The 20678-nt window shown below is 69.9% G+C and carries 18 protein-coding genes; 6 read left to right on the top strand and 12 right to left on the bottom strand.

Going from position 1 to position 20678, the window contains the following annotated elements; genetic code table 11:
* Positions 1 to 72 precede the first annotated feature (72 nt).
* Both OCU_RS48705 and OCU_RS48710 read left to right on the top strand, forming a co-directional pair.
* Positions 73 to 3129 carry an MMPL family transporter gene (locus OCU_RS48705; protein ID WP_014381436.1) on the top strand — a complete coding sequence of 1019 codons (3057 nt, stop codon included), beginning with the start codon at positions 73 to 75 and terminating at the stop codon, positions 3127 to 3129.
* A complete protein-coding gene (locus OCU_RS48710; protein ID WP_014381437.1) occupies positions 3126 to 3674 on the top strand; it encodes a helix-turn-helix domain-containing protein in 549 nt (182 codons plus the stop codon). Before OCU_RS48705 ends, OCU_RS48710 begins: the two co-directional genes overlap by 4 nt.
* A gap of 1 nt (position 3675) precedes the next feature.
* Here OCU_RS48710 and OCU_RS48715 read toward each other — a convergent pair whose 3' ends face one another.
* Both OCU_RS48715 and OCU_RS48720 read right to left on the bottom strand, forming a co-directional pair.
* Positions 3676 to 4359, bottom strand: coding sequence for a hypothetical protein (locus tag OCU_RS48715; RefSeq protein ID WP_014381438.1), 684 nt, complete (start codon positions 4357 to 4359; stop codon positions 3676 to 3678).
* Positions 4356 to 5039 (bottom strand): hypothetical protein, encoded by a 684-nt coding sequence (locus OCU_RS48720; RefSeq protein ID WP_014381439.1) that lies wholly within the window; start codon positions 5037 to 5039, stop codon positions 4356 to 4358. The genes OCU_RS48715 and OCU_RS48720 overlap by 4 nt, the downstream gene beginning before the upstream one ends.
* Before the next feature lie 41 nt (positions 5040 to 5080).
* On the opposite strand from OCU_RS48720, the gene OCU_RS48725 reads away from it, so the two are divergent.
* The gene (locus tag OCU_RS48725) at positions 5081 to 7069 is read left to right on the top strand and encodes a M13 family metallopeptidase (RefSeq protein WP_014381440.1); all 1989 of its coding nucleotides are present in this window, start codon (positions 5081 to 5083) and stop codon (positions 7067 to 7069) included.
* Here OCU_RS48725 and OCU_RS48730 read toward each other — a convergent pair.
* The 5 genes from OCU_RS48730 to ricR form a co-directional block, all read right to left on the bottom strand.
* Positions 7053 to 9308: a molybdopterin-dependent oxidoreductase gene (locus tag OCU_RS48730; protein ID WP_014381441.1), complete on the bottom strand. Its 2256-nt coding sequence runs from the start codon at positions 9306 to 9308 to the stop codon at positions 7053 to 7055. The genes OCU_RS48725 and OCU_RS48730 overlap by 17 nt on opposite strands.
* A complete protein-coding gene (locus tag OCU_RS48735; RefSeq protein ID WP_026071125.1) occupies positions 9305 to 9904 on the bottom strand; it encodes a TetR/AcrR family transcriptional regulator in 600 nt (199 codons plus the stop codon). Before OCU_RS48735 ends, OCU_RS48730 begins: the two co-directional genes overlap by 4 nt.
* Positions 9905 to 10052: 148 nt before the next feature.
* Positions 10053 to 11093 carry a L,D-transpeptidase gene (locus OCU_RS48740; protein ID WP_008261915.1) on the bottom strand — a complete coding sequence of 347 codons (1041 nt, stop codon included), beginning with the start codon at positions 11091 to 11093 and terminating at the stop codon, positions 10053 to 10055.
* A 118-nt stretch (positions 11094 to 11211) separates the two neighbouring features.
* Complete coding sequence (locus OCU_RS48745; RefSeq protein ID WP_008261916.1) at positions 11212 to 12456, bottom strand: MFS transporter; 1245 nt, start codon at positions 12454 to 12456, stop codon at positions 11212 to 11214.
* Between the two features lie 119 nt (positions 12457 to 12575).
* Positions 12576 to 12866 (bottom strand): copper-sensing transcriptional repressor RicR, encoded by a 291-nt coding sequence (gene ricR / locus OCU_RS48750; RefSeq protein WP_008261917.1) that lies wholly within the window; start codon positions 12864 to 12866, stop codon positions 12576 to 12578.
* Positions 12867 to 12974: 108 nt separating this feature from the next.
* Between ricR and ilvD the strand changes: the two genes are divergently transcribed.
* Positions 12975 to 14687 (top strand): dihydroxy-acid dehydratase, encoded by a 1713-nt coding sequence (ilvD, locus tag OCU_RS48755; RefSeq protein WP_014381443.1) that lies wholly within the window; start codon positions 12975 to 12977, stop codon positions 14685 to 14687.
* A gap of 64 nt (positions 14688 to 14751) precedes the next feature.
* Here the strand turns inward: ilvD and OCU_RS48760 are convergent, their stop codons facing one another.
* On the bottom strand, positions 14752 to 15192 hold the full coding sequence (locus tag OCU_RS48760) for an SPW repeat protein (RefSeq protein ID WP_008261919.1): 441 nt from the start codon (positions 15190 to 15192) through the stop codon (positions 14752 to 14754).
* 116 nt (positions 15193 to 15308) lie between these two features.
* Between OCU_RS48760 and OCU_RS48765 the strand changes: the two genes are divergently transcribed.
* On the top strand, positions 15309 to 16292 hold the full coding sequence (locus OCU_RS48765; protein WP_014381445.1) for a nitronate monooxygenase: 984 nt from the start codon (positions 15309 to 15311) through the stop codon (positions 16290 to 16292).
* A 1-nt stretch (position 16293) separates the two neighbouring features.
* Here OCU_RS48765 and OCU_RS48770 read toward each other — a convergent pair whose 3' ends face one another.
* Positions 16294 to 16950 (bottom strand): O-methyltransferase, encoded by a 657-nt coding sequence (locus tag OCU_RS48770; RefSeq protein ID WP_014381446.1) that lies wholly within the window; start codon positions 16948 to 16950, stop codon positions 16294 to 16296.
* 157 nt (positions 16951 to 17107) lie between these two features.
* Here OCU_RS48770 and mymT point away from each other — a divergent pair, with 157 nt between their 5' ends.
* On the top strand, positions 17108 to 17254 hold the full coding sequence (gene mymT / locus OCU_RS50800; RefSeq protein ID WP_008261926.1) for a copper-binding metallothionein MymT: 147 nt from the start codon (positions 17108 to 17110) through the stop codon (positions 17252 to 17254).
* A 42-nt stretch (positions 17255 to 17296) separates the two neighbouring features.
* Here the strand turns inward: mymT and OCU_RS48775 are convergent, their stop codons facing one another.
* From OCU_RS48775 to OCU_RS48785, 3 genes are read right to left on the bottom strand one after another with little or no spacing between them, the layout of a single operon-like run.
* Positions 17297 to 19414: a glycoside hydrolase family 3 protein gene (locus OCU_RS48775; protein ID WP_014381447.1), complete on the bottom strand. Its 2118-nt coding sequence runs from the start codon at positions 19412 to 19414 to the stop codon at positions 17297 to 17299.
* Positions 19411 to 19923 (bottom strand): TIGR04338 family metallohydrolase, encoded by a 513-nt coding sequence (locus OCU_RS48780; RefSeq protein ID WP_009955436.1) that lies wholly within the window; start codon positions 19921 to 19923, stop codon positions 19411 to 19413. The genes OCU_RS48775 and OCU_RS48780 overlap by 4 nt, the downstream gene beginning before the upstream one ends.
* A complete protein-coding gene (locus OCU_RS48785; RefSeq protein WP_009955435.1) occupies positions 19920 to 20669 on the bottom strand; it encodes a DUF2786 domain-containing protein in 750 nt (249 codons plus the stop codon). The genes OCU_RS48780 and OCU_RS48785 overlap by 4 nt, the downstream gene beginning before the upstream one ends.
* Positions 20670 to 20678: the final 9 nt, after the last annotated feature.

Below are 20678 nucleotides of genomic sequence, written 5' to 3' on the forward strand. Positions count from 1 at the left end.
CACAGCGTGCTCCGGTATCCTCGCCTGCACGCGTTACGCGAGAACCGGGGAGCGAGAAAAATCCAGCAGTTGATGATGCGCCTCAGCCGCAGCCTGCGTAAGTACCGCTGGTTGGTCTTCACAGGCTGGTTGCTGGCGTTGGTTCCTGCGGTCTACCTGGCGCTGACGCAATCCGGCAACCTCACCGGCGGCGGTTTCGACGTGGCCGGTTCCCAATCGCTGGCGGTCCACGACCAGCTCGAGGAGCTCTACCACGACCAGGGCGGGTCATCGCTGGCGCTGGTGGCCGCGCCCCGCGCCGACGCCACCTACCAGGACATGAACGAGGCGGTCGCACAGTTGCGACGGCTCACCGCCGAGGTCCCCGGCACCTCGGAGATCCCCAACCCCACCCAGCGGCCGCCGCAACCCGATCGCCCCTACGTGCTGTCGGTGCGGCTCGATTCCCGCAACACCAGCGACGTCGCCAAGAAGCTCCGCACGAAGGTCGGCATCAAGGGCGACCAGCCCGGCCAGACCGCCAACGGCCGGGTGCGGCTCTACGTCATCGGCCAGGGCGCGCTGAGCGCCGCCGCGGCCGCCAACACCAAGCACGACATCGCCGCCGCGGAACGGTGGAACCTGCCGGTGATCCTCATCGTCCTGCTCGCCGTGTTCGGCTCACTGGCCGCCGCGGCGATCCCTCTGGCACTGGGCGTGTGCACGGTCGTGGTGACGATGGGCCTGGTGTACCTGCTCTCCGCTTACACCACCATGTCGGTGTTCGTGACCTCGACGGTGTCGATGTTCGGGATCGCGCTGGCCGTGGACTATTCGCTGTTCATCTTGATGCGCTTCCGCGAGGAACTGCGCAGCGGGCGCCAGCCCCGCGAGGCCGTCGACGCCGCGATGGCGACCTCCGGGCTGGCCGTGGTGCTGTCCGGCGCGACCGTCGTCGCGTCCCTCACCGGGATCTACGTGATCAACACCCCGGCGCTGAAGTCGATGGCCACCGGCGCGATCCTGGCCGTCGCCGTCGCGATGCTGACCTCGACCACCCTGACACCGGCGGCGCTGGCGACGTTCGGCCGGGCGGCCGCCAAGCGGTCGGGCTTCCTGCACTGGTCCCGTCGGCCCGAAAGCACCCAGTCGCGGTTCTGGAACCGGTGGATCGGATGGGTGATGCGCCGGCCGTGGATGTCCGCGCTGGCGGCGTCGCTGGTGCTGCTCGTGATGGCCGCGCCCGCGGCGTCAATGGTGTTGGGCAACAGCCTGTTACGCCAGTTCGACTCGTCCCACGAGATCCGCGCCGGCGTCGGCGCCGCGGCCCAGGCGTTGGGTCCGGGCGCGCTCGGGCCGATCCGGGTGCTGATCAACTTCCCCGAGGGCGGGGCGGCCTCGCCCGAGCACAGCCACACCGTCGGCGCGGTCCGCCAGCGGATGACGCAGGCGCCGAACATCGTCTCGGTGTCACCGCCCCAGTACGCCGAGGACAACGGCAGCGCGCTGCTGTCCGCGGTGCTGTCGGTGGACCCCGAGGACATGCGGGCCCGCGAAACCGTGGGCTGGATGCGCGGGGAGCTCCCCAAGGTCCCGCAGTTGGGGACCGCGCGCGTGGACGTCGGCGGCCCGACCGCGCTGATCAAGGACTTCGACGACCAGGTGTCGGCGACGGAACCGTTGGTGCTGGGCTTCGTCGCGCTGATCGCGTTCGTGATGCTGTTGGTGTCCGTCCACTCGGTGTTCTTGGCGCTCAAGGGCGTCCTGATGACATTGCTGTCGGTCGCCGCCGCCTACGGCAGTTTGGTGATGGTGTTCCAGTGGGGGTGGCTGAAGGATCTCGGCTTCGCCCAGATCAGCTCGATCGACAGCACGGTTCCCCCGCTGGTGCTGGCGATGACCTTCGGGTTGTCGATGGACTACGAGATCTTCCTGCTCACCCGCATCCGGGAACGGTTCCTGCATTCGGGCAACACCCGTGACGCGGTGGCCTACGGCGTCAGCACCAGCGCCCGCACCATCACCAGCGCGGCGCTGATCATGATCGCGGTGTTCGTCGGGTTCGCCTTCGCCGGCATGCCGCTGGTGGCCGAGATCGGCGTGGCCTGCGCCGTGGCGATCGCGGTGGACGCCACCGTGGTGCGGCTGGTGATGGTTCCGGCGTTGATGGCGATGTTCGCCCAGTGGAACTGGTGGCTGCCGCCGTGGCTGTCCCGCGTGCTGCCGTCGGTCGACTTCGACCGGCCGCTGCCGGAGGTCGACCTCGGCGACGTCGTCGTCATTCCCGACGACATCTCGGCGCTGGTGGCGCCCAGCGCGGACCTGCGGATGGTGCTCAAGTCCGCCGCCAAGCTCAAGCACCTGGCGCCCGACGCCATCTGCGTGACCGATCCGCTGGCCTTCAGCGGCTGCGGGCGCAGCGGCGGTCAGGCTTCGTCGGGTCCCGACGAGGAACGCACCCGCGGCCTGGGGCCCGGGCAGATCCCCCACCAGGTCGCGCTGGGCGAGGAGAAGGTCGCCGTCGGGGTGACCGCGGGCGACAGGAAGACCGCCACCAACGGCCATGCCAACGGTTCGTCGGGGCCCAAGAAGCTCGTCGGCGGGCTGGCGGCGCGCAACGGGATCGCCAAGGCCATCTCCGGGTCGGACCGGCCCGTTCATCCGGTGACGCTGTGGCGCGGCCGCCTGTCGGTGGCGATCGACGCGCTCGAGACCGACCCGGACGCCGCACCGGCGGGGGCCACCGACCGTCCGAGGTACGCGCGGCGCAGCCCGGTGGAGACGACCCATGTGCAGCTGCCCACCGGCGACCGGTTGCTGGTCCCGACCGGCGCGGAGACCCTGCGGCTCAAGGGCTACCTCATCATGTGCCGTAACAGTCGCCGCGATTATGCCGACTTTGCAGACATGGTGGATGCGATGGAACCCGAGACCGCCGCGGTGGTGCTGGCCGGAATGGACAGGTATTACTGTTGTGAATCGTCCAGGCGGCAATGCATCGCCACCCAGTTGGTCCGTCGACTCGCAGATCCCGATCCGTGCGACTACCCGGAAGACCAGGGGTCGGAAGCCGACGCGAACTCGGACTGGGAGGGGATCAGGGAACGCTGCCTGTCCGTGGCGGTAGCGATGCTGGAGGAGGCGAGGTGACGTTGGCATCCGACCGACGCCCCCCACCGCCGCCCCGCCGGCCGGCCCCCGAACAGCGCAACCGCGGCGGTGGCCCGTCCGACGGGCCGTCCGGATCCGTTCCGGATCTGGACCAGCCGGTGGAGTTCTGGCCGACCGCCGCCATCCGGTCGGCCCTGCAGGGCGGTGACATCGCCACCTGGAAACGCATCGCCGGCGCGTTGAAGCGCGACCCGTACGGGCGCACCGCCCGCCAGGTCGAAGAGGTCCTCGGCGGCACCCGCCCCTACGGCATCGCCAAGGCGCTGTGGGAGGTGCTCGAGCGCGCCCGCACCCACCTGGACGCCAACGAGCGCGCCGAGGTGGCCCGCCACGTGCGGCTGCTGATCGACCGCTCGGGACTCGCGCAGCAGGAGTTCGCGTCCCGCATCGGGGTCAGCCCCGAGGAGCTGGGCGGCTACCTCGACGGCAGCACCAGCCCGACGGCCGCGCTGATGATCCGCATCCGCCGGTTGTCGGACCGGTTCGTGAAGGTGAAGTCCGGCCCCGCGGCCGAATCCAACTGAGCTATCTGATCGGCAGCACGTCGGCGACCAACCAGTCGCTACCGCGCTTGGTCAGCGTCACCCGCAGGGCCGGCGCCACCTGACTGGGTGGCTGGCCCGGCGCGTTCTGGGTCACCCGCAGGATCACCGCGACGCTGGCCGCCGTCGGCCCGAGCGCCTCGACACCGGCCGAGACCGTGGCGGCCTGGGCGGTGACCTTGTGCTGGCCCAGCTCGGCGCTGGACTTGGTGTACTGCTCCTTGAACGCCGCCGCATGCTCGGGGACGACCATGGCCGTGGCCCGGTCGATCGCATCGGTCGGGGCGGTGGGGCTGAACGACGCCATGGCCTCGGCCATGCCGGTGGCGATCCGCACGACCTTGCGGGAATCGTCGGTGAAGTCGCGGTCCGTCTTCGTCCAGTGCGTGTATCCGGTCGCGACGGCCGCCCCCAGGGCGGCCGTGCACAGCAGGGCCACCGCCAACCGCAGCCCCGGCGCGTCGTCGTCGGTGCCGAGGCTGACCGAATCGCGGCGCAGCAGCCAGAAGTTGACCGCGACGCCCTCGAGGATCAGCAGGACCAGCACCGAGCAGGCCGACACCCACCACAGCGGCCAGCCGAGCACCACCCCGATGGCCACCAACGCGGCGATCGCGGCCAGCGGGGCCGCGATGTCGAATGCGAACAGTCGCCAGATGTTTCTCATCGGATCGAACTCAGTCCGGAGATCATCAGCTTGCCGTCGACGTCGGACACGTCCAGCCGCAGGTTCCAGTGCACGGTCTGCGGCTTGGCGCCGGCGTTTTCGCTGACGGACGTGGCGACCAGCAGCACCGAGTCGGTCCGGCTGGCGAACGGCGGCAGCTTGGTGGTCACCGACTCCGATCCCGGGGGCCTGTCGGCGCCGGGCTGGGCGTCCAGTTCGTGGTGCACGGTTTCGATCGCCACCGCGTCGATCCGCCCGGCGCTCTTGGACTGCAGCTTTTCCACCACCGCCCGGTAGGGCTGCACGGCGGCGTCGAAGTAGGTGTTGAGTTCGCCGACCGTGCCGTCGTGCAGCCGCTGCAGGCTGGCGTCGACGTTGCCGCTGTTCATGTTGATCAGCACGTTGGTCCACCCGGCGGCGGTCTGCATGACGCGGCTCAGATAACCGCGCTCGGCGACCTGGTCGCGGTGGCCGGACCAGATGATCACCCCGAGCACGACCGCGGCCACCGACAGCAGGCCGAGAACCGTTGACGCCACCCCATAATGCGAGAAGACCCCACCGCCGGGTTCGCCGTCGTCAGCGTCGTCGGCGGTCGGGTGGCCGCCCTCTTCGGCGTCGTCGCCGGCGTCGACGACATCTTCTTCGGCAGGTGGCTCGGTGCGCGCGCCCTCGGACATGGCCCGATCGTCGCACCCGGGAAAGATGGAAGGATGGCGGGGTGACGAATACGGCCCTCCGCTCGGGCATCGACCTGAGCTACGTAGACGACAGCATCCGCCCCCAAGACGACCTGTTCGGTCACGTCAACGGCCGCTGGCTGGCCGAATACGAGATACCGGCGGACCGGGCCACCGACGGCGCCTTCCGGCAGCTGTACGACCGCGCCGAGGAGCAGGTGCGGGACCTGATCGTCGAGGCCAGCGAGCGGGGTGCGGCCGCCGGCGACGCGGACGCGCAACGCATCGGCGACCTGTATGCGAGCTTTCTCGACGAGGAGACCGTCCAGCGGCGCGGCGTGCGCCCGCTGCTCGACGAACTGGCCGTGATCGACGACGCGGCCGACGCCGACGCGCTGGCCGCCGCCCTCGGCGCCCTGCAGCGCACCGGGGTGGGCGGCGGTGTCGCGATGTATGTGGACACCGACGCCAAGAACTCGGCCCGTTACCTGGTGCACTTCACCCAGTCCGGACTCGGGCTGCCCGACGAGTCCTATTACCGCGAAGAACAGCACGCCGAGGTGCTCGAGGCGTACCCCGGGCACATCGCCCGGATGTTCGGCCTGGTCTTCGGCGGCGACCCGGAAAGCCACATCCGGACCGCCGAGCGCATCGTCGCGCTCGAGACCCGGCTGGCCGAGGCGCATTGGGATGTGGTCAAGCGCCGCGACGCCGACCTCACCTACAACTTGCGCACGTTCGCCGAACTGCGCGACGAGTCGGTGGGTTTCGCCTGGGGCACGTGGGTCGCCGCGCTGGGCACCCAGCCCGAAGCGCTCGCGGAAGTCGTTGTGCGCCAACCGGATTACGTTCGGTCATTCGCCGAGCTGTGGCGCAGCGAGGACCTCGAGGTGTGGAAGAGCTGGGCGCGGTGGCGGGTGATCCGCGCGCGGGCCGCCTGGCTGACCGACGAGGTGGTGGCCGCGGACTTCGACTTCTACGGCCGCCGGTTGACCGGCACCGAGCAGATCCGGGACCGGTGGAAGCGGGCGGTCTCGCTGGTCGAGAGCCTGATGGGCGACGCCGTCGGAAAGCTGTACGTGCAACGGCATTTCCCGCCCGGCGCCAAGGCGCGCATCGACGAGCTGGTGGCCAACCTGCAGGCGGCCTACCGGATGAGCATCAACGACCTGGAGTGGATGACGCCCCAGACGCGGGAGCGGGCGCTGGCCAAGCTCGACAAGTTCACCGCCAAGGTCGGCTACCCGGCGAAATGGCGGGACTACTCCACGCTGGTGATCGACCGCGACGACCTCTACGGCAACTACCAGCGCGGGTACGCCGTCAACCACGACCGCGAGCTGGCCAAGCTCGGCGGCCCGGTGGACAAGGACGAGTGGTTCATGACCCCGCAGACGGTCAACGCGTACTACAACCCGGGGATGAACGAAATCGTCTTCCCGGCAGCCATTTTGCAGCCGCCGTTCTTCGACGCCGAGGCCGATGACGCCGCGAACTACGGCGGCATCGGCGCGGTGATCGGGCACGAGATCGGTCACGGCTTCGACGACCAGGGCGCCAAGTACGACGGCGACGGCAACCTGGTCGACTGGTGGACCGACGCCGACCGCGCCGAATTCGGTGCTCGCACAAAGGCCCTCATCGCTCAGTACGACACGTACATCCCGAGGGGGCTGTCGAGCGGCCACCATGTGAACGGCGCGTTCACTGTCGGGGAGAACATCGGGGATCTGGGTGGGTTGTCGATCGCGCTGCTGGCCTATCAGCTGTCGCTGAACGGCCAACCCTCCCCCGTGATCGACGGCCTGACCGGCGTGCAGCGCGTGTTCTACGGCTGGGCCCAGGTATGGCGCACCAAATCCCGTGAGGCCGAAGCGATCCGGCGGCTGGCGGTGGACCCCCACTCGCCACCGGAGTTTCGCTGCAACGGCGTGTTGCGCAACATGGACGCCTTCTACGACGCGTTCGACGGCGCCGACACCGGCGCGCTGTTCCTGGAGCCGGAGCGCCGGGTCAAGATCTGGAACTGACCGGCGTCAGCGCCTCGATGCGCGCGGGCACGTGCTTGTGCCACGGCGTGCCCGCGTAGGGGTCGCGCCACCCGGTCGAGGTCAGGGCGTTCGGGGCCACTCCGGGCACGACGGTGTGACCGTCGTCGTTGAGATAGTCGAGCCCAAAGCCGTTGGGCAGGGCGGCATGTCCGGCGAGCATGGTCTCGGTGATCTCGACGGTGGCCTCGGCGCTGCCGGCCGCGGTGCTGATGCGGGCCCGGCATCCGTCGACGAGCCCTAGGGCCTGGGCGTCTTCCACGCTCACCCGCAGCGCGCCGTCGGCGTCGCGTTTGCGCCAGGACGGGTCGCGGAAGATGTCGTTGGCGGTGTAGGCGCGCCGCTCCCCCACCGACAGCACGATCGGGAAATCGGGCGTGGTCAGCTCGGCCGGGGTCCGGGCCAGCGCGGCCAGTTCGTCGAGCATGGACGGGATTTCCAGCGCGATCTTCTGGTCGGAGTGGCTGATCAACGCGAAGTCGTCCTCGTAGTTGTGGACGGTGAACGTCACGCCCGAGGGGTTGTCGAGGATCGCGTCGAACAGGGCGTTGCCGTCGGCGTGACCGGCGCGCCGCACGGCGTCGGGGTAGTTCATCGCGGTCTTCTGAGCCAGGCCCCATAGGGCGGCCGCGCCGCGCAGCCCGTCCGGCAAGGTCGGTCCGAGCGTCTCGTAGAGCACGTACGGAAGTAGCTGAGCCACCGTGGGATTGGTGGCGGCGGCGGACAGGAAGGCCTCGGCGTACGCTTGCCGACCCCGCTGGGCGGCTTCGCGCAGGGGCCGCAGATCCGCGTCGTCGACCACGCCGAGCGCCCGCACCAACCGCGCCCAGATCTCGGGCTCGGGCAGTGTTCCCGGCAACGGCTCCAGCAGCGGACGGCGCAATTGGAAAGTGTTGTGCGGGAACTCCAGGTTGAAGAAGGTGGCTTCCGGCTTCTCGAATTGGGATGCGGCTGGAAGTACATAGTGGGCGAGCCTGGCGGTCTCGGTCATCGCGACGTCGATGACCACCATCAGTTCCAGCGACTGGAAGGCTTCGCGGCAGGCGGTCGAATCGGCCAGCGAGTGAGCGGGATTGCTGCTTTCCACGATCATGGCGCGGAAGCGGTCCGGATGGTCGGTCAGGATTTCCTCGGGGACCACGTTGCTGGGCACCAGCCCGGAGATGATGGGCGCGCCGGTGACCGGGGTGCGGCCGGAGAACTGGCCGAACAGCGGCGCGAACGACGAATGCAGGTGCTGGCCACCCTTTTTCGCGAAGTTGCCGGTGAGAACCCAGAGCAGCTTGTTCAGGTAGGAGCACAGCGTGCTGTTGGGTGCCTGCTGCACGCCGAGATCCTCGAAGACCGAGACGCTCGCCGCGGCGCCGATGCGCCGCGCCGCCGCGCGCAGCAGTTCCTCGTCGACCCCGCAGTGTTGGGCGTAGTCGGCGACCGCGACGTCGCGCAACGCGTCGCGGACGGTGTCGGCGCCGCGCACGTGCTCGGCGAGAAACGGTTCGTCGCAGAGGTTTTCCTGGACGAGGACGGCGGCCAGCGCCGCCAGGCACCACGCGTCGGTGCCGGGCCGCACCCGCAGGTGGAAGTCGGACATCTTGGCGGTGTCGGTGACGACGGGGTCGATGACGATCATCGACCGGGCCGGATCCTTGGCGATGGCGTTCAGCACCACCCGGGCGCGCGGAAAGCTCTGCGACATCCACGGGTTCTTGCCGACGAACACCGCCACCTCGGCGTGCTCGAACTCTCCCCTGGTGTGACCGCCGTACAGCTGCCCGTCGACCCAGGACTCACCGGTTTTCTCCTGCGCCAACGCATTTGAGCGGTACCGTGAGCCGAGCGCCTTCAGGAAGGCGCCGCTGTACGCCCCGCCCAGGTGATTGCCCTGCCCGCCGCCGCCGTAGTAGAAGATCTTGTCCCCGCCGTAGGTGTCGCGGATGTGCTTGAATCCCTCGGCGATCTCCACGATCGCGGTGTCCCAGTCGATTTCCTCGTAGCTGCCGTCCGCGCGGCGGCGCAGCGGGGCGGTCAGCCGGGTGCGGCTGTTCTGATAGTGATCCAGCCGCAACGCCTTGTTGCAGGTGTAGCCCTGCGATGCCGGGTGCGCCTTGTCACCGCGGATGCGGGCCAGCCGGCGATCGTCGAGCTGAACGACGATGCCGCAGTTGCATTCGCACAGGATGCATGCGGTGGAGTGCCATTCACCGGTCGTGTCTGTGGTCACTGTGGGACATCCTTTCCGGTCACCCGATACGACGACGTAGCCAAGAGCAGTTCGCGCACCTGGCGGCGGACGACGTCGAGGGGCATCAGGTCGCGGCGCACCCGAACCAGCAGGATCGCGCCCTCGAGCGCGGTGATGGCGAGGACCGCCAATTCGCCGGCCCGTTCCCGGGCTATGCCGTCGGCGATGAAGCGCTGGGCGATCAGGTCGGTCCAGCGGTCGAACGCCGCCGCCGCGCGCTCGACGACCGGCGCCATGCGCTCGGCGTCCTGCTCGCCCGCCTCCACGGACACGGCGACGATGGGGCAGCCGGCGCGGAAGTCGCTGTCGAGCAGCTGCTGGCGGAATTTGTCGATCAGGGTGTCGATCAGGTCGAGGCCGCTCGCGGCGTCGGCGATGATCGCGGCGACGTGGTCGCCGGCGTAGTCCACGGCCTCGCAGAGCAGTTGCGTGCGCCCGCCCGGGAAGTAGTGGTAGGCCGATCCGCGCGGCGCGCCGCTGTGCTCGAGGACGTCGGAGATGGCGGTGGCGTGGGCGCCGCGCTCCCTGATCAGCAGGGCGGCAGATACCACCATCCGGTCGCGTGGACCGCGCATCGCCGCTCCTCAGGGCCCGAAGTTATATATGATGCTATACATAACCGCCGCGCCCGCGGAAGCCCCGCAGCGAAGGTGATGGCCCCAAGACGCAGAATCGCCCGATTTCGCGGCGGAAACGGGCGATTCTGCGACTGCTCTCGGGCAGCTAGTTCATCCAGTCGGCGGAGCCGTCGTTCTTCTTGTAGTTGCCGCCGGTCGAGTTCTTCACGATGATCGGGTCTCCCGCGCCGAAGTTGTCGAAGAACCACTTCGCGTTGGAGGGGCTGATGTTGATGCAGCCGTGGCTGACGTCGCGCTTGCCCTGGTCGTCCACCGACCAGGGGGCGCTGTGCACGTAGTCGCCGACGTTGTCGAACCGGACCGCGTCCTCCACCGTCACCTTGTAGCCGTAGGTCGAGTTGACCGGGACCCCATAGGTGGACGAATCCATCACCACCGACGCCTTCTTGTCCTGCACGTAGTAGGTGCCGTTGGGGGTTTGGTGGTTGCCGGACGTCATGCCCATCGACATCGGGATCGTCTTTTCCACCGTGCCGTTGCGGGTGACGGTCAGCTGATGCGTGGCGTCGTCGGCCGTGGCGACCAGCGTGTCTCCGGTGCGGAAGCTCGACACGGTGCCCCCGGCGTCGACGGTCACCGCGGTGTGGGCGGGCCAGAAGCTCAACGGCCGCCAGCGCAGCTGCGTCGGGGTCATCCAGTAGAACTTGCCCGGGACCGCGGGCACCGACGAGACGTGGACCGCGCCCTCCGCGGCGCCGGCGTCGTCGACGCGTCCCGGAAAGTTGATGATGATCGGCTGGGCGACGCCGACGGTCGACCCGTTGGCGGGCTGGATCTTGGGGGGCCCGAACGGGGCCGTCCCGGTGAACGGGGTGGGGTTCTGCCCGGCGGCCGAGGCCGCCGCGGGTTCCGCCATGGGCGGGAGCCATGGTGGCGCCGCCGCCGGGTCGGGCGGGGGCGGCGGTGCCAGCGGGTCGGGCGGGGGTGGCGGCGCGAAGGGATCCGGCGGCGCGGGCGGGCCGGGCGGGGCGGCGACGGCGCCCGGGTCGGCGGGAGCCGGGTCCGGGTCGGCCAGCGCGGGGGCGGCGCTCAGCACCAGCGCCAGGGTCAACACTGCGCCCCAGCCGGTGACGTTCAGAGCGGCGAAGAGACCCTTGAAAGTCCAGGCCTTCGTCCAGCCCGACATATGCATACCTCCACTTGTCTACTCCGACACAGTCTGGCATAGGGCGGGCGCCGTCGACCGTCGCCGGCGGGCGTCCGCAGCCCCGGAGCCGCCAAGAACACGCCTCTGAGCTGGGCGGTTATGAATCGAGTGAGCTTGTCGGCCGCGGCGGGGGGACGTCGAGCATCCGCCGGTTGGCGGCGATGCCGACCAGCGCGACCGCCATCAGGATCGCCGAAGCGATCAGCATCATCGTGACGCTGTGCTCGTAGAGCAGCCCGCCCGCCAGCGAGCCGGCCATGATGCCGACCTGGAATGCCGTCACGTAGAGGCCCGAGGCCCCGTCGGGGTCGTCGGCCCCGTTGCGCATGGCGGCGGATTGCATCATCGGCGATACGGCGGTGGCCATGGCCCCCCACAGCACGATGGCGGCGGTGCCGATCAGCGCCGTCGTCGCGCCGGACCGGCCGCCGAACGCCAGCGCCGTCAGCACCACGAAGGCGGCCGTCAGACCCGTCATGCACAGGATGACGGCGCCCTTGGGGCGGTGGTCCAGGGGCCGCGCCACCAGCGGCACCGATAGCAGGCCGGCCAGCCCGTAGGCGGCCAGCACCCAGGCCAGGTTCGGCCCACGCACGCCCAGGACGTTGCGGATGAGCTCGACGATGAACGTGTAGGACACGAAGTGGCCGGTGACCGCGATCATCGCCAGCACGCTCACGATGATCAGCCGCGGGTTGCGGTGATGGCGGGACCGGGGCCCGACGTGGGCCAGCTGATCCTCGGTGAGCACCATCTCCGGCAGCATCAGCCGGGCGGCGACCGTGACGAGCGCGGCCGCGACGGTGACGCACACGACGGCCAGGCGCCATCCCCACATCAGGCTCAGGGCCGCGGTCAGCGGGCTGCCGACGACCAGCGCCAGGCTGGTGCCGACGTAGATCGATGTGGTGGCTCGCCCGGCGTGGCTGGGCGGCACCAGCCGGGTCGCGATCGGCGCGATGACCGACCACAGCAGCCCGTGGGTGATCGCACACAGCACCCGCCCGGCGGCCAGCACCGCGAAGTTGGGCGCCAGCGCCGAGATGAGCTGGGAGGCGGTCAGGCAGGTCAGGCTCGCGACCAGCACGCGGCGGCGCGGCAGGTGCGCGGTCCAGCGCACCAGCGGGATCGTCGTCAGGGCCGCGACCAGGGCGTACCAGGACAGCAGGGTCCCCACCAGGACCAAACTGACGTTGAGGTTGCGGGCGATCGCCGGCAGCGCCCCCACCGGCAGGATCTCGGCGGTGACATAGGTGAAGGCCGCGGCCGCGAGGATGGCGAGCTGAGCCGCGATCCGTGGCGTCCACGTTCGCGCGGCTGCGTTGGCGGTTTCGGCAGTCATCACAGTCATCGCTTGGGTGTGCGCAATCGGCTGAGCAACGTCGCCGAGGTCACGCTCCCCATACCGTACGCACACCGGCTACCGGTTCCTCCAACTTGGCGCGGCAACACGCCCTGCGATCAGGAGCGGACGAGGCGAGCGATCGCGGCGGAGGCCTCGCTGAGCTTCGTGTCGGCCTCGTCGCCGCCCTCGGCAACGGCCCGGGTGACGCAGTGGCTCAGGTGCTCGTCGAGCAAATTCAGCGCGACCGACCGCAACGCGCTGTTGACGGCGCTGATCTGGGTCAGCACGTCGATGCAGTACTTGTCTTCCTCGATCATGCGGGCGATGCCCCGCACCTGGCCCTCGATGCGCCGCAGCCGCTTGGCGTAGTTGTCCTTCTGCTGCGAGTACCCGTGTTCGTCTGTCATCGTCGATTCACCCCTGCCGCTCCGTCTGGCCCGCCCATCCCAGCTTATACCCCGACGGGGTATTACCCCGGGAACGGGCATCGCGACTGGCCAGCGCATACTTGAACGATGCCCACCACCGATTCGGCTCGGACCGCCGACATCAAGCCGCGTAGTCGTGACGTCACCGACGGCCTGGAGAAGGCCGCCGCCCGTGGCATGCTGCGGGCAGTAGGCATGGGAGACGAGGACTTCGCCAAGCCGCAGATCGGCGTCGCGTCGTCCTGGAACGAGATCACGCCGTGCAACCTCTCGCTGGACCGGCTCGCCAAGGCCGTCAAGGAGGGGGTGTTCTCGGCCGGCGGGTACCCCCTCGAGTTCGGCACCATCTCCGTGTCCGACGGCATCTCGATGGGCCACGAGGGGATGCACTTCTCCCTGGTGTCGCGCGAGGTGATCGCCGACAGCGTCGAGACGGTGATGCAGGCCGAACGCCTCGACGGCTCGGTGCTGCTGGCCGGCTGCGACAAGTCGCTGCCCGGGATGCTGATGGCCGCCGCGCGGCTGGACCTGGCCTCGGTGTTCCTCTACGCGGGCTCGATCCTGCCGGGGGTGGCCAAGCTCTCCGACGGCAGCGAGCGCGAGGTCACCATCATCGACGCGTTCGAGGCGGTGGGGGCCTGCGCCCGCGGGCTGATGCCGCGCGAGGACGTCGACGCCATCGAGCGGGCGATCTGCCCCGGCGAGGGCGCCTGCGGCGGCATGTACACCGCCAACACGATGGCCAGCGCCGCCGAGGCGCTCGGGATGTCGTTGCCGGGCAGCGCGGCGCCGCCGGCGACCGACCGCCGCCGCGACGGGTTCGCGCGGCGCAGCGGCGCGGCCGTCGTCGAACTGCTGCGGCGCGGGATCACCGCCCGCGACATCCTCACCAAGGAGGCGTTCGAAAACGCCATCGCGGTGGTGATGGCCTTCGGCGGGTCCACCAACGCGGTGCTGCACCTGCTGGCCATCGCCCACGAGGCCGACGTCGCGCTGACGCTCGACGACTTCAGCCGGATCGGGTCGAAGGTTCCGCATTTGGCCGACGTCAAGCCGTTCGGCCGCCACGTGATGTCGCACGTCGACCACATCGGCGGCGTGCCGGTGATGATGAAGGCGTTGCTGGATGCCGGCCTACTGCGCGGCGATTGCCTGACGGTCACCGGTGCGACCGTGGCCGAGAACCTGGCCGAGATCGCCCCGCCCGACCCCGACGGCAAGGTGCTGCGGGCCCTGAGCAATCCCATTCACCCCACCGGGGGCATCACCATCCTGCGCGGATCGCTGGCTCCCGAGGGGGCGGTGGTGAAGTCCGCCGGCTTCGATTCCGACGTGTTCGAGGGCACCGCAAGGGTTTTCGACGGTGAACGGGCCGCGCTCGATGCCCTCGAGGACGGCACCATCACCAAGGGCGACGCGGTGGTGATCCGCTACGAGGGCCCGAAGGGCGGACCCGGCATGCGCGAGATGCTCGCCATCACCGGCGCGATCAAGGGCGCCGGTCTCGGCAAGGACGTGCTGTTGCTGACCGACGGCCGGTTCTCCGGGGGGACGACGGGGCTGTGCGTCGGTCACATCGCCCCGGAGGCGGTGGACGCCGGACCGATCGCGTTTCTGCGCGACGGCGACCGCATCCGGCTGGACGTCGCCAACCGGGTGCTCGAGGTGCTCGCCGATCCGGCTGAATTCGATTCGCGGCGAACGGGTTTCACACCGCCGCCGCCGCGCTACAAGACCGGGGTGCTGGCCAAGTACGTCAAGCTGGTCAGCTCGGCCGCCATCGGCGCGGTCTGCGGTTGATCTCCGCCTGACCGGATCGCCCGGCCAGGCGGCGAATCGACCTGTGCCCTAACCGAATTCGGGGCTAGGCGTGCGTTCCCGTGGCGCGCGTGCGCATGCCGAAGTAGGTGGCGTTGAGACCCAGGAAGGTCAGCAACGCGCCCGCGACGACATTCGACCACGTCATGCCGGTGGTCAGCGTGACGTCCGGCAGGATCCACGTCGACACGATGACCCACGCGCCGAGCACCGGCAGCGTCCACGTCATGCCGTGCGCGCGATCCAGCGTCGTGGCGAACCCGTACGCCAGGAACGCCACCGCGATCCCGGCGATCAGGTCAGACGTGGCGAGCGACCTCGTCGCGCTGAATCCCACGATCCACGGCGACGCGGCCACATACAGACCCGTCAGCAGCGCCAGGCCGAAGGTGAAATGCGCACTCATCGACTCGGCGACACGCTCGTAGCGGGCGCGCAACGCCATCAAATCGGGGTGGTGATCGATTGATGAATGGACTGTACTCATTTTGTGACCTTTCTGTTATGCAGCAAGCCTTTTGAGCTGGGCTGCACCCATCCATCTGTGATCAACATTACGCTCGATCGCGGCCCAGTTCGAGAAACCGCGTAGCCTCTTGAGGCATGGACCTCGCGGATCGATTGCGGCTCGATCACCCGGTGGGACAGGCCGGCATGGGCGGCGGTCTTGCGGGGGCGGCCCTGGCGGCCGCGGTCGCCAACGCGGGCGGGCTCGGCACGCTGGGCATCGACACCCCGCGCCGGCTGCGCGCCTCGATCGACGAGGTGCGCGAGCAGGCGCCGGGTCGTGCCGTCGCGGTAAACCTGTTGCTGCCCTTTGTGCATCGCCATCACGTCGCGGCCTGCGTCGACGCCCGGGTGGACGCGGTGGTGTTGGCGTTCGGCGACAAGCGGGGCCTCGTCGAGCATCTGCGCGACGCCGGGGTCTTCGTCTTCGTGATGGTGGGCACCGAGGCGCAGGCGCGGGCCGCGATCGCCTGCGGCGCTGACGGTTTGATCGCTCAGGGGCGCGAGGCCGGCGGGCACCTCGTGGGGACCGTGCCGGCCCTGGATTTTCTCCCGCACGCCCTGCGCGCGGCCGGGAACCGACCGGTGTTCCTGGCCGGCGGCGTCGCCACCGCCGCCGACACTCGCGCCGCGCTGGACGGCGGCGCCAGCGGTGTCATCGCGGGCACGCGATTCCTGTTGACGCACGAGGCCAACGCGAGCCGCGAGTATCAGCGGCGAATCCTTCGGGCCGACAGGACGATCGAGACAAACCTGTTCGGCCTGAGCTGGCCGCTACGGCACCGCGTCGTGCCCAACGAGGCGACGCGCCGGTGGTGCCGCGCCGACGGGCGGGCCAAGGCGGTGCCGGCGGCGCTCAACGCGGCCAGTCGTCCCCTGTCGGCGCTGGGCTATTTCGATGCGGGCGCACTGATGCGCCTGCAGTCGCCGGCCCTGCCGTTCTTCACGCCGCTGGCACCGGTGGCCGGTGTGCCCGACTCCTGGCTGGACGGCGCCGCCCTGTACGCCGGTGAAACCGCCCTGCGGATCGGCGAACTCACCTCCGCCGGGCAGGCGGTCGCCGACCTGTCCCCGCGCTGAGCTACTGCACCAGCGCCAAGGCGAAGCCGTCCCAGTGCTTGGCCCCCACCGTCTGGATCACCGCGGTGTCCAGCCGCGGGTGCTCGCCCATCGCCTGCAGCGTCTCGCGGGTCGCCCGCACCCGGGCATCGTCGGAATCCGGCCGCAGAATCCGCCCGTCTCGAATCACGTTGTCCACCACCACGACCGCACCGGGCCGGGCCAATCGGACCGCCCACTCCACATACGCCAGGTTGTTCTCCTTGTCGGCGTCGATGAAGATCAGATCGAAGGGTCCGGTGACCGTCGGCAGCGTTTCCAGCGCCGCGCCGACGATCACCTCCACCCGATCGGCGACGCCGGCGCGCTTCAAGTTGCCCCGCGCCACCTCGGCGTGCTTCGGCTCGTACTCCAGCGTCACCACGCGGCCCTGCGGCCCGGCGCCACGCGCCAACCAGATGGTGCTGAAGCCGCCCAGGGTGCCGATCTCGAGGATGCGCCGCGCGCCGATGGCGCCGGCGAGCAGGCTCAGGAACTTTCCCTGTTGTACCGAGACCGCGATCGGCGGTAGGCCGGCCGCGTTGCTGGCCTCGAGCGCCGCGGTCAAGGACGGATCGTCGCCCACCACCGTGCTGTCCAGGAATGCGTCGACGTCGTGGGGGGTCGGTTTCTCGCTCATGACGTCAACGCTAGCCGCGCCCGCCGGGCCCCCGCACGACAGCCGTCCCCGCCACGAAACCCGTCGCGACCGTTTACGTATACCCATGGGGGGTATATAGTGGGGGTGCGGCCGAACCGCGCCGCACGAGTCACACCAGGAGAAAAGGGTGAGTCAAATGGCAACTTACGAAGCCGGGACCCTGCTGACGTGCGGTCACGAAGGCTGCGGCTGCCGTGTCCGCATCGAGGTGCCCTGCCACTGCTCGGGCGCCGGCGAGGGCTACCGCTGCACGTGCGGCGACGCGCTGACCCCCGTGGAGTAACGCCTCGGGCCGGTCGTACGTTCGGGCGTCAGCCCGAGGGGGTCATCGCCCGAACGTACGGCCGGTCAGTTCGACCCCGGCCGCGAGCCGCATGGCCAACGCCGAAATGCCCACGGCCGCCGCGTAATCGCCCGCCTCGATCCGCCAGCATCCGGCGCCGCCGTCGTAGCGTGCGAGCAGGCGCGGATCGGCCTCGATCCTCAGCCGGCGGCTGGCGCCCGGTTCTAACTCGATCCGCTCGAATCCCAGCAGCCGCAGGCACGGTCCGCCGGGCTCCGCCGTCACGTACAGCTGCGGCACGTCGGCCCCGGCGCGGTCGCCGGCATTGACGACGGTGAAACTGGCCGTGATGGTCTCCCCGCCGGTGACCACCAGGTCACGGTAGTCAAACCTGGTGTAGGACAGGCCATGACCGAAGGCGAACATCGGGACGTGGCCGTTGGCCGCATACCATCGATAGCCGACATCGGCGCCCTCGAAGTATTCGATCGTGCTCGCGGTCCCCCACGGCGTGCCGACACCGGGTAGCCGCGGGCGAGGCGTCTGGTCCAGATCGGCGGGAAAGGTGATCGGAAGCCGGCCCGAAGGATTGACCCGGCCGGTGAGGATCTCGGCGATCGCCCGGGCGCCGGCCTGACCCGGATACCACGCCTGCACAACGGCATTCACCGCGTCGCGCCACGGCATGCTCACCGGGTTGCCGGTCTCGAGCACCACCACGGTATTGGGGTTGGCCGCCGCCACCGCCGCGATCATTTCGTCCTGGCCCCAGGGCAGCGACAGGTCGGCGAGATCGTATCCCTCCCCTTCCGCGCGCACCGCGAACACGATCGCGACATCGGCGAGCCGCGCCGCCAGCGCCGCCTCGGCCGGACTGATGCCAGGGTCGAATTCGATCTGCGCCCGCGGCAACTGGTTTCGCAACTCCTGCAACGGCGACGACGGCAGCAGGTACAGGTTGCGCAGCCCGGCCTCCAGCCCCGCGCCGCCGATCGGGACCACGCCCGCGTAGCCGCCGTCGGGAACGACGGTGCTCGAACCATAGCCGGCCGGCACGCCCAGGTGCGCGTATCCGCCGATGACGGCGATGCGCATGCCCGGCTCGGGCGTCAACGGGAGCGCTCCCCGGTTGGTCAGCAACACGGCCCCCTGGCGGGCGATGCGCAGCGCAATCTCGTTGTGCGCGGCCCGATCCGGATCCGGCGGCGCGGCGTCGCGGTCGATACCGACGGCGAACATGGACCGCAGGATCCGTCGGACCATGTCCGACAACCGCTCCCTGGGCAGCCTGCCCTCGGCGTACGCGTCGCGCAGCGGCGCGCCGAAGGCCTCGGCCTGCCACAGCAGCGCGTCGATCTGGGCGCCGCACTCCTGATCGAGGCCGGCCAGCGCACACTCCCAGCTCGGCGTGGCGCCCCAGTCGGACATGACCCAACCGCGATACGCCCAGGCGCCCTTGAGCACCTCGTTGATCAGGACATCGTTCGCCGCGGCGTAGACGCCGTTGACCTTGTTGTAGGCGGTCATCACGGCGCCCGGTTGCGCCCGCTCGATCGCGATCTCGAAGGCGAGCAGGTCGGACTCGCGGTGCGCGTCGGGATCGATGACCGCGTCCAGGAAGTGCCGATTGGTCTCGTTGCAGTTCAGCGAGTAGTGCTTGACCGTCGAGATGACGCCGTGGCGCTGAATGCCGTCGATCGACTCCGCGATCATCGCGGCGGTCAAAAGCGGGTCCTCGGAAAGGTATTCGAAGTTGCGGCCGTTGCGCGGGTCGCGCGCGAGGTTCATCGCCCCGGCGAGCTGCACGTTGAATCCGCGGCTGCGCGCCTCTGAGCCGATCACTTCGCCTGCGGACCGGGCCAGCGCCGGATCGAAACCCGCGGCCAGCGCCAGCCCGGCCGGCAGCGCGGTGGCCGTGTCGCCCGGACGGTAGCCGGGGTTGGTGACGCCCAGACCGGCATCGCTCATCCGCAGGGGCGGCACCCCGAGGCGGGGAATCCCGGGCACGTACCCCGCGCTCATCGGCGTGTCCGCCGGGATGCGTTCGTCGCGCACCGGCCACAGGTCGCCGGCGCCCATCACCGAGACCAGCAGGGAGAACCGCTCGTCGTCGGTCATCTGGGCTTCGATCTCGCGGGCCCTCTCGTCGGGATCGCTCACCGCACACCCTCTTTGGCGTAGACGACGCGCAGCACATGCCCCACTTCGGGTCCCATCACCAGCTCCGTCAACTCGCAGATCGTCGCGACGAACTCGCGGCCGTGCGGCGGCTCGGCCCGGCACAAATGATGCGCCACTTCGTGCAACATCACCAGCTCACGCAGCGCCCAGTCGGCGGTGTCACGGTCGGGGACCGCGATAACGCCTGCGCCGTCCTGGTTTTCGTAGTGCGCGGCGGTGGCGGCCCGGCGCGGCCGGACCCGCAACGGGGCCACCCCGGGCCACCGGCTGCGCACCGCCGGCAGCGCCAGCACGTCGTCCACGTAGCGCTGGGCGGAGGCCACCGAGCCGAATCGGCCCTCCGGCGGCAGCGTCAATTGTGTGCCGAAGAAGTCCACGGCGGGTGAACCGTGCTGGGCGGCGCGGTCGAACAACGTGCGGACGAATTCCTCGGCCGCATAGACCCTGGAGCGTTGAGAATCCCGCCGCGGGGAGTTCCCGGGAGTCACCCGCTCAGCGCGCTCCGCGCCCCGGGGAGTTCCGGGCTGTTGCCGAGCCGCGCTCGCTTGCCGGCCCGGTCGCCCGCGCGCCGCGCCGCCGAGGAATACCCGGCCGAGGCTCGACTGGCCTGCCAGGTGCCGCGCGCCTTGGACGCACCGCGGTAGTAGTCCACGAGCTCAACCTCCTTGTCCCGCAAGGCGATAGCGGTTCCCGGCGCACGTTGCCGGTCCTTGGTGGCTTCCCGCCGGGCCTCGTCGCGGGCCTCGGCCAGCCGTTGGCCCACACGCGCCCCGAAGGCCAGCTGAAAGTTGAGCCGGGCGGTGATCGTCGGCGTGGGACGGTGCGCGCCCGAGGCGAGGTAGGCGTCCGACGCGCGCACCATTTGCACAACCAGGCTGGCGTACAGGGCGTGGCTGGCGTCGATGTCCTCGGCAAACCCGTAGGCGTAGACGAACGTCGAATTGGACGCGACGTCGCACCGCACGTCGTTGGCCGCGGCGATCAGCACGAAGAGCTGAACGTAGGTCCGCAACCCCTTGGTGCCCGCCGCGCCGATGGTGATGGTGCGCTGCGTCGGGGCCTGCGCGGCCGAACGCTGGGCCGAATGGGAGCGCGCCACCGCGAGGTCGATGGACGCGGCCGTCGCGAGCCGCTGCGCGGCCGACATGAACGCGTCGGCCTCGTGGGAGTTGTCGGTGCCTTCGGCCTGACGCAGCAGCGCGGCGATGCGCGCCAGCATCTTGTCGTCAGTCATTAGCGCCGT

It is taken from the genome of Mycobacterium intracellulare ATCC 13950, assembly GCF_000277125.1.
Taxonomy (GTDB): Bacteria; Actinomycetota; Actinomycetes; order Mycobacteriales; family Mycobacteriaceae; genus Mycobacterium; species Mycobacterium intracellulare.

Coding starts and splice junctions, on each gene's coding strand:
- OCU_RS48705 (WP_014381436.1), top strand. CDS start 73: ATGATGCGCCTCAGCCGCAGCCTGCGTAAGTACCGCTGGTTGGTCTTC.
- OCU_RS48715 (WP_014381438.1), bottom strand. CDS start 4,359: ATGAGAAACATCTGGCGACTGTTCGCATTCGACATCGCGGCCCCGCTG.
- OCU_RS48720 (WP_014381439.1), bottom strand. CDS start 5,039: ATGTCCGAGGGCGCGCGCACCGAGCCACCTGCCGAAGAAGATGTCGTC.
- OCU_RS48735 (WP_026071125.1), bottom strand. CDS start 9,904: ATGCGCGGTCCACGCGACCGGATGGTGGTATCTGCCGCCCTGCTGATC.
- OCU_RS48740 (WP_008261915.1), bottom strand. CDS start 11,093: ATGTCGGGCTGGACGAAGGCCTGGACTTTCAAGGGTCTCTTCGCCGCT.
- OCU_RS48745 (WP_008261916.1), bottom strand. CDS start 12,456: ATGACTGCCGAAACCGCCAACGCAGCCGCGCGAACGTGGACGCCACGG.
- ricR (WP_008261917.1), bottom strand. CDS start 12,866: ATGACAGACGAACACGGGTACTCGCAGCAGAAGGACAACTACGCCAAG.
- ilvD (WP_014381443.1), top strand. CDS start 12,975: ATGCCCACCACCGATTCGGCTCGGACCGCCGACATCAAGCCGCGTAGT.
- OCU_RS48760 (WP_008261919.1), bottom strand. CDS start 15,192: ATGAGTACAGTCCATTCATCAATCGATCACCACCCCGATTTGATGGCG.
- OCU_RS48765 (WP_014381445.1), top strand. CDS start 15,309: ATGGACCTCGCGGATCGATTGCGGCTCGATCACCCGGTGGGACAGGCC.
- OCU_RS48770 (WP_014381446.1), bottom strand. CDS start 16,950: ATGAGCGAGAAACCGACCCCCCACGACGTCGACGCATTCCTGGACAGC.
- mymT (WP_008261926.1), top strand. CDS start 17,108: ATGGCAACTTACGAAGCCGGGACCCTGCTGACGTGCGGTCACGAAGGC.
- OCU_RS48785 (WP_009955435.1), bottom strand. CDS start 20,669: ATGACTGACGACAAGATGCTGGCGCGCATCGCCGCGCTGCTGCGTCAG.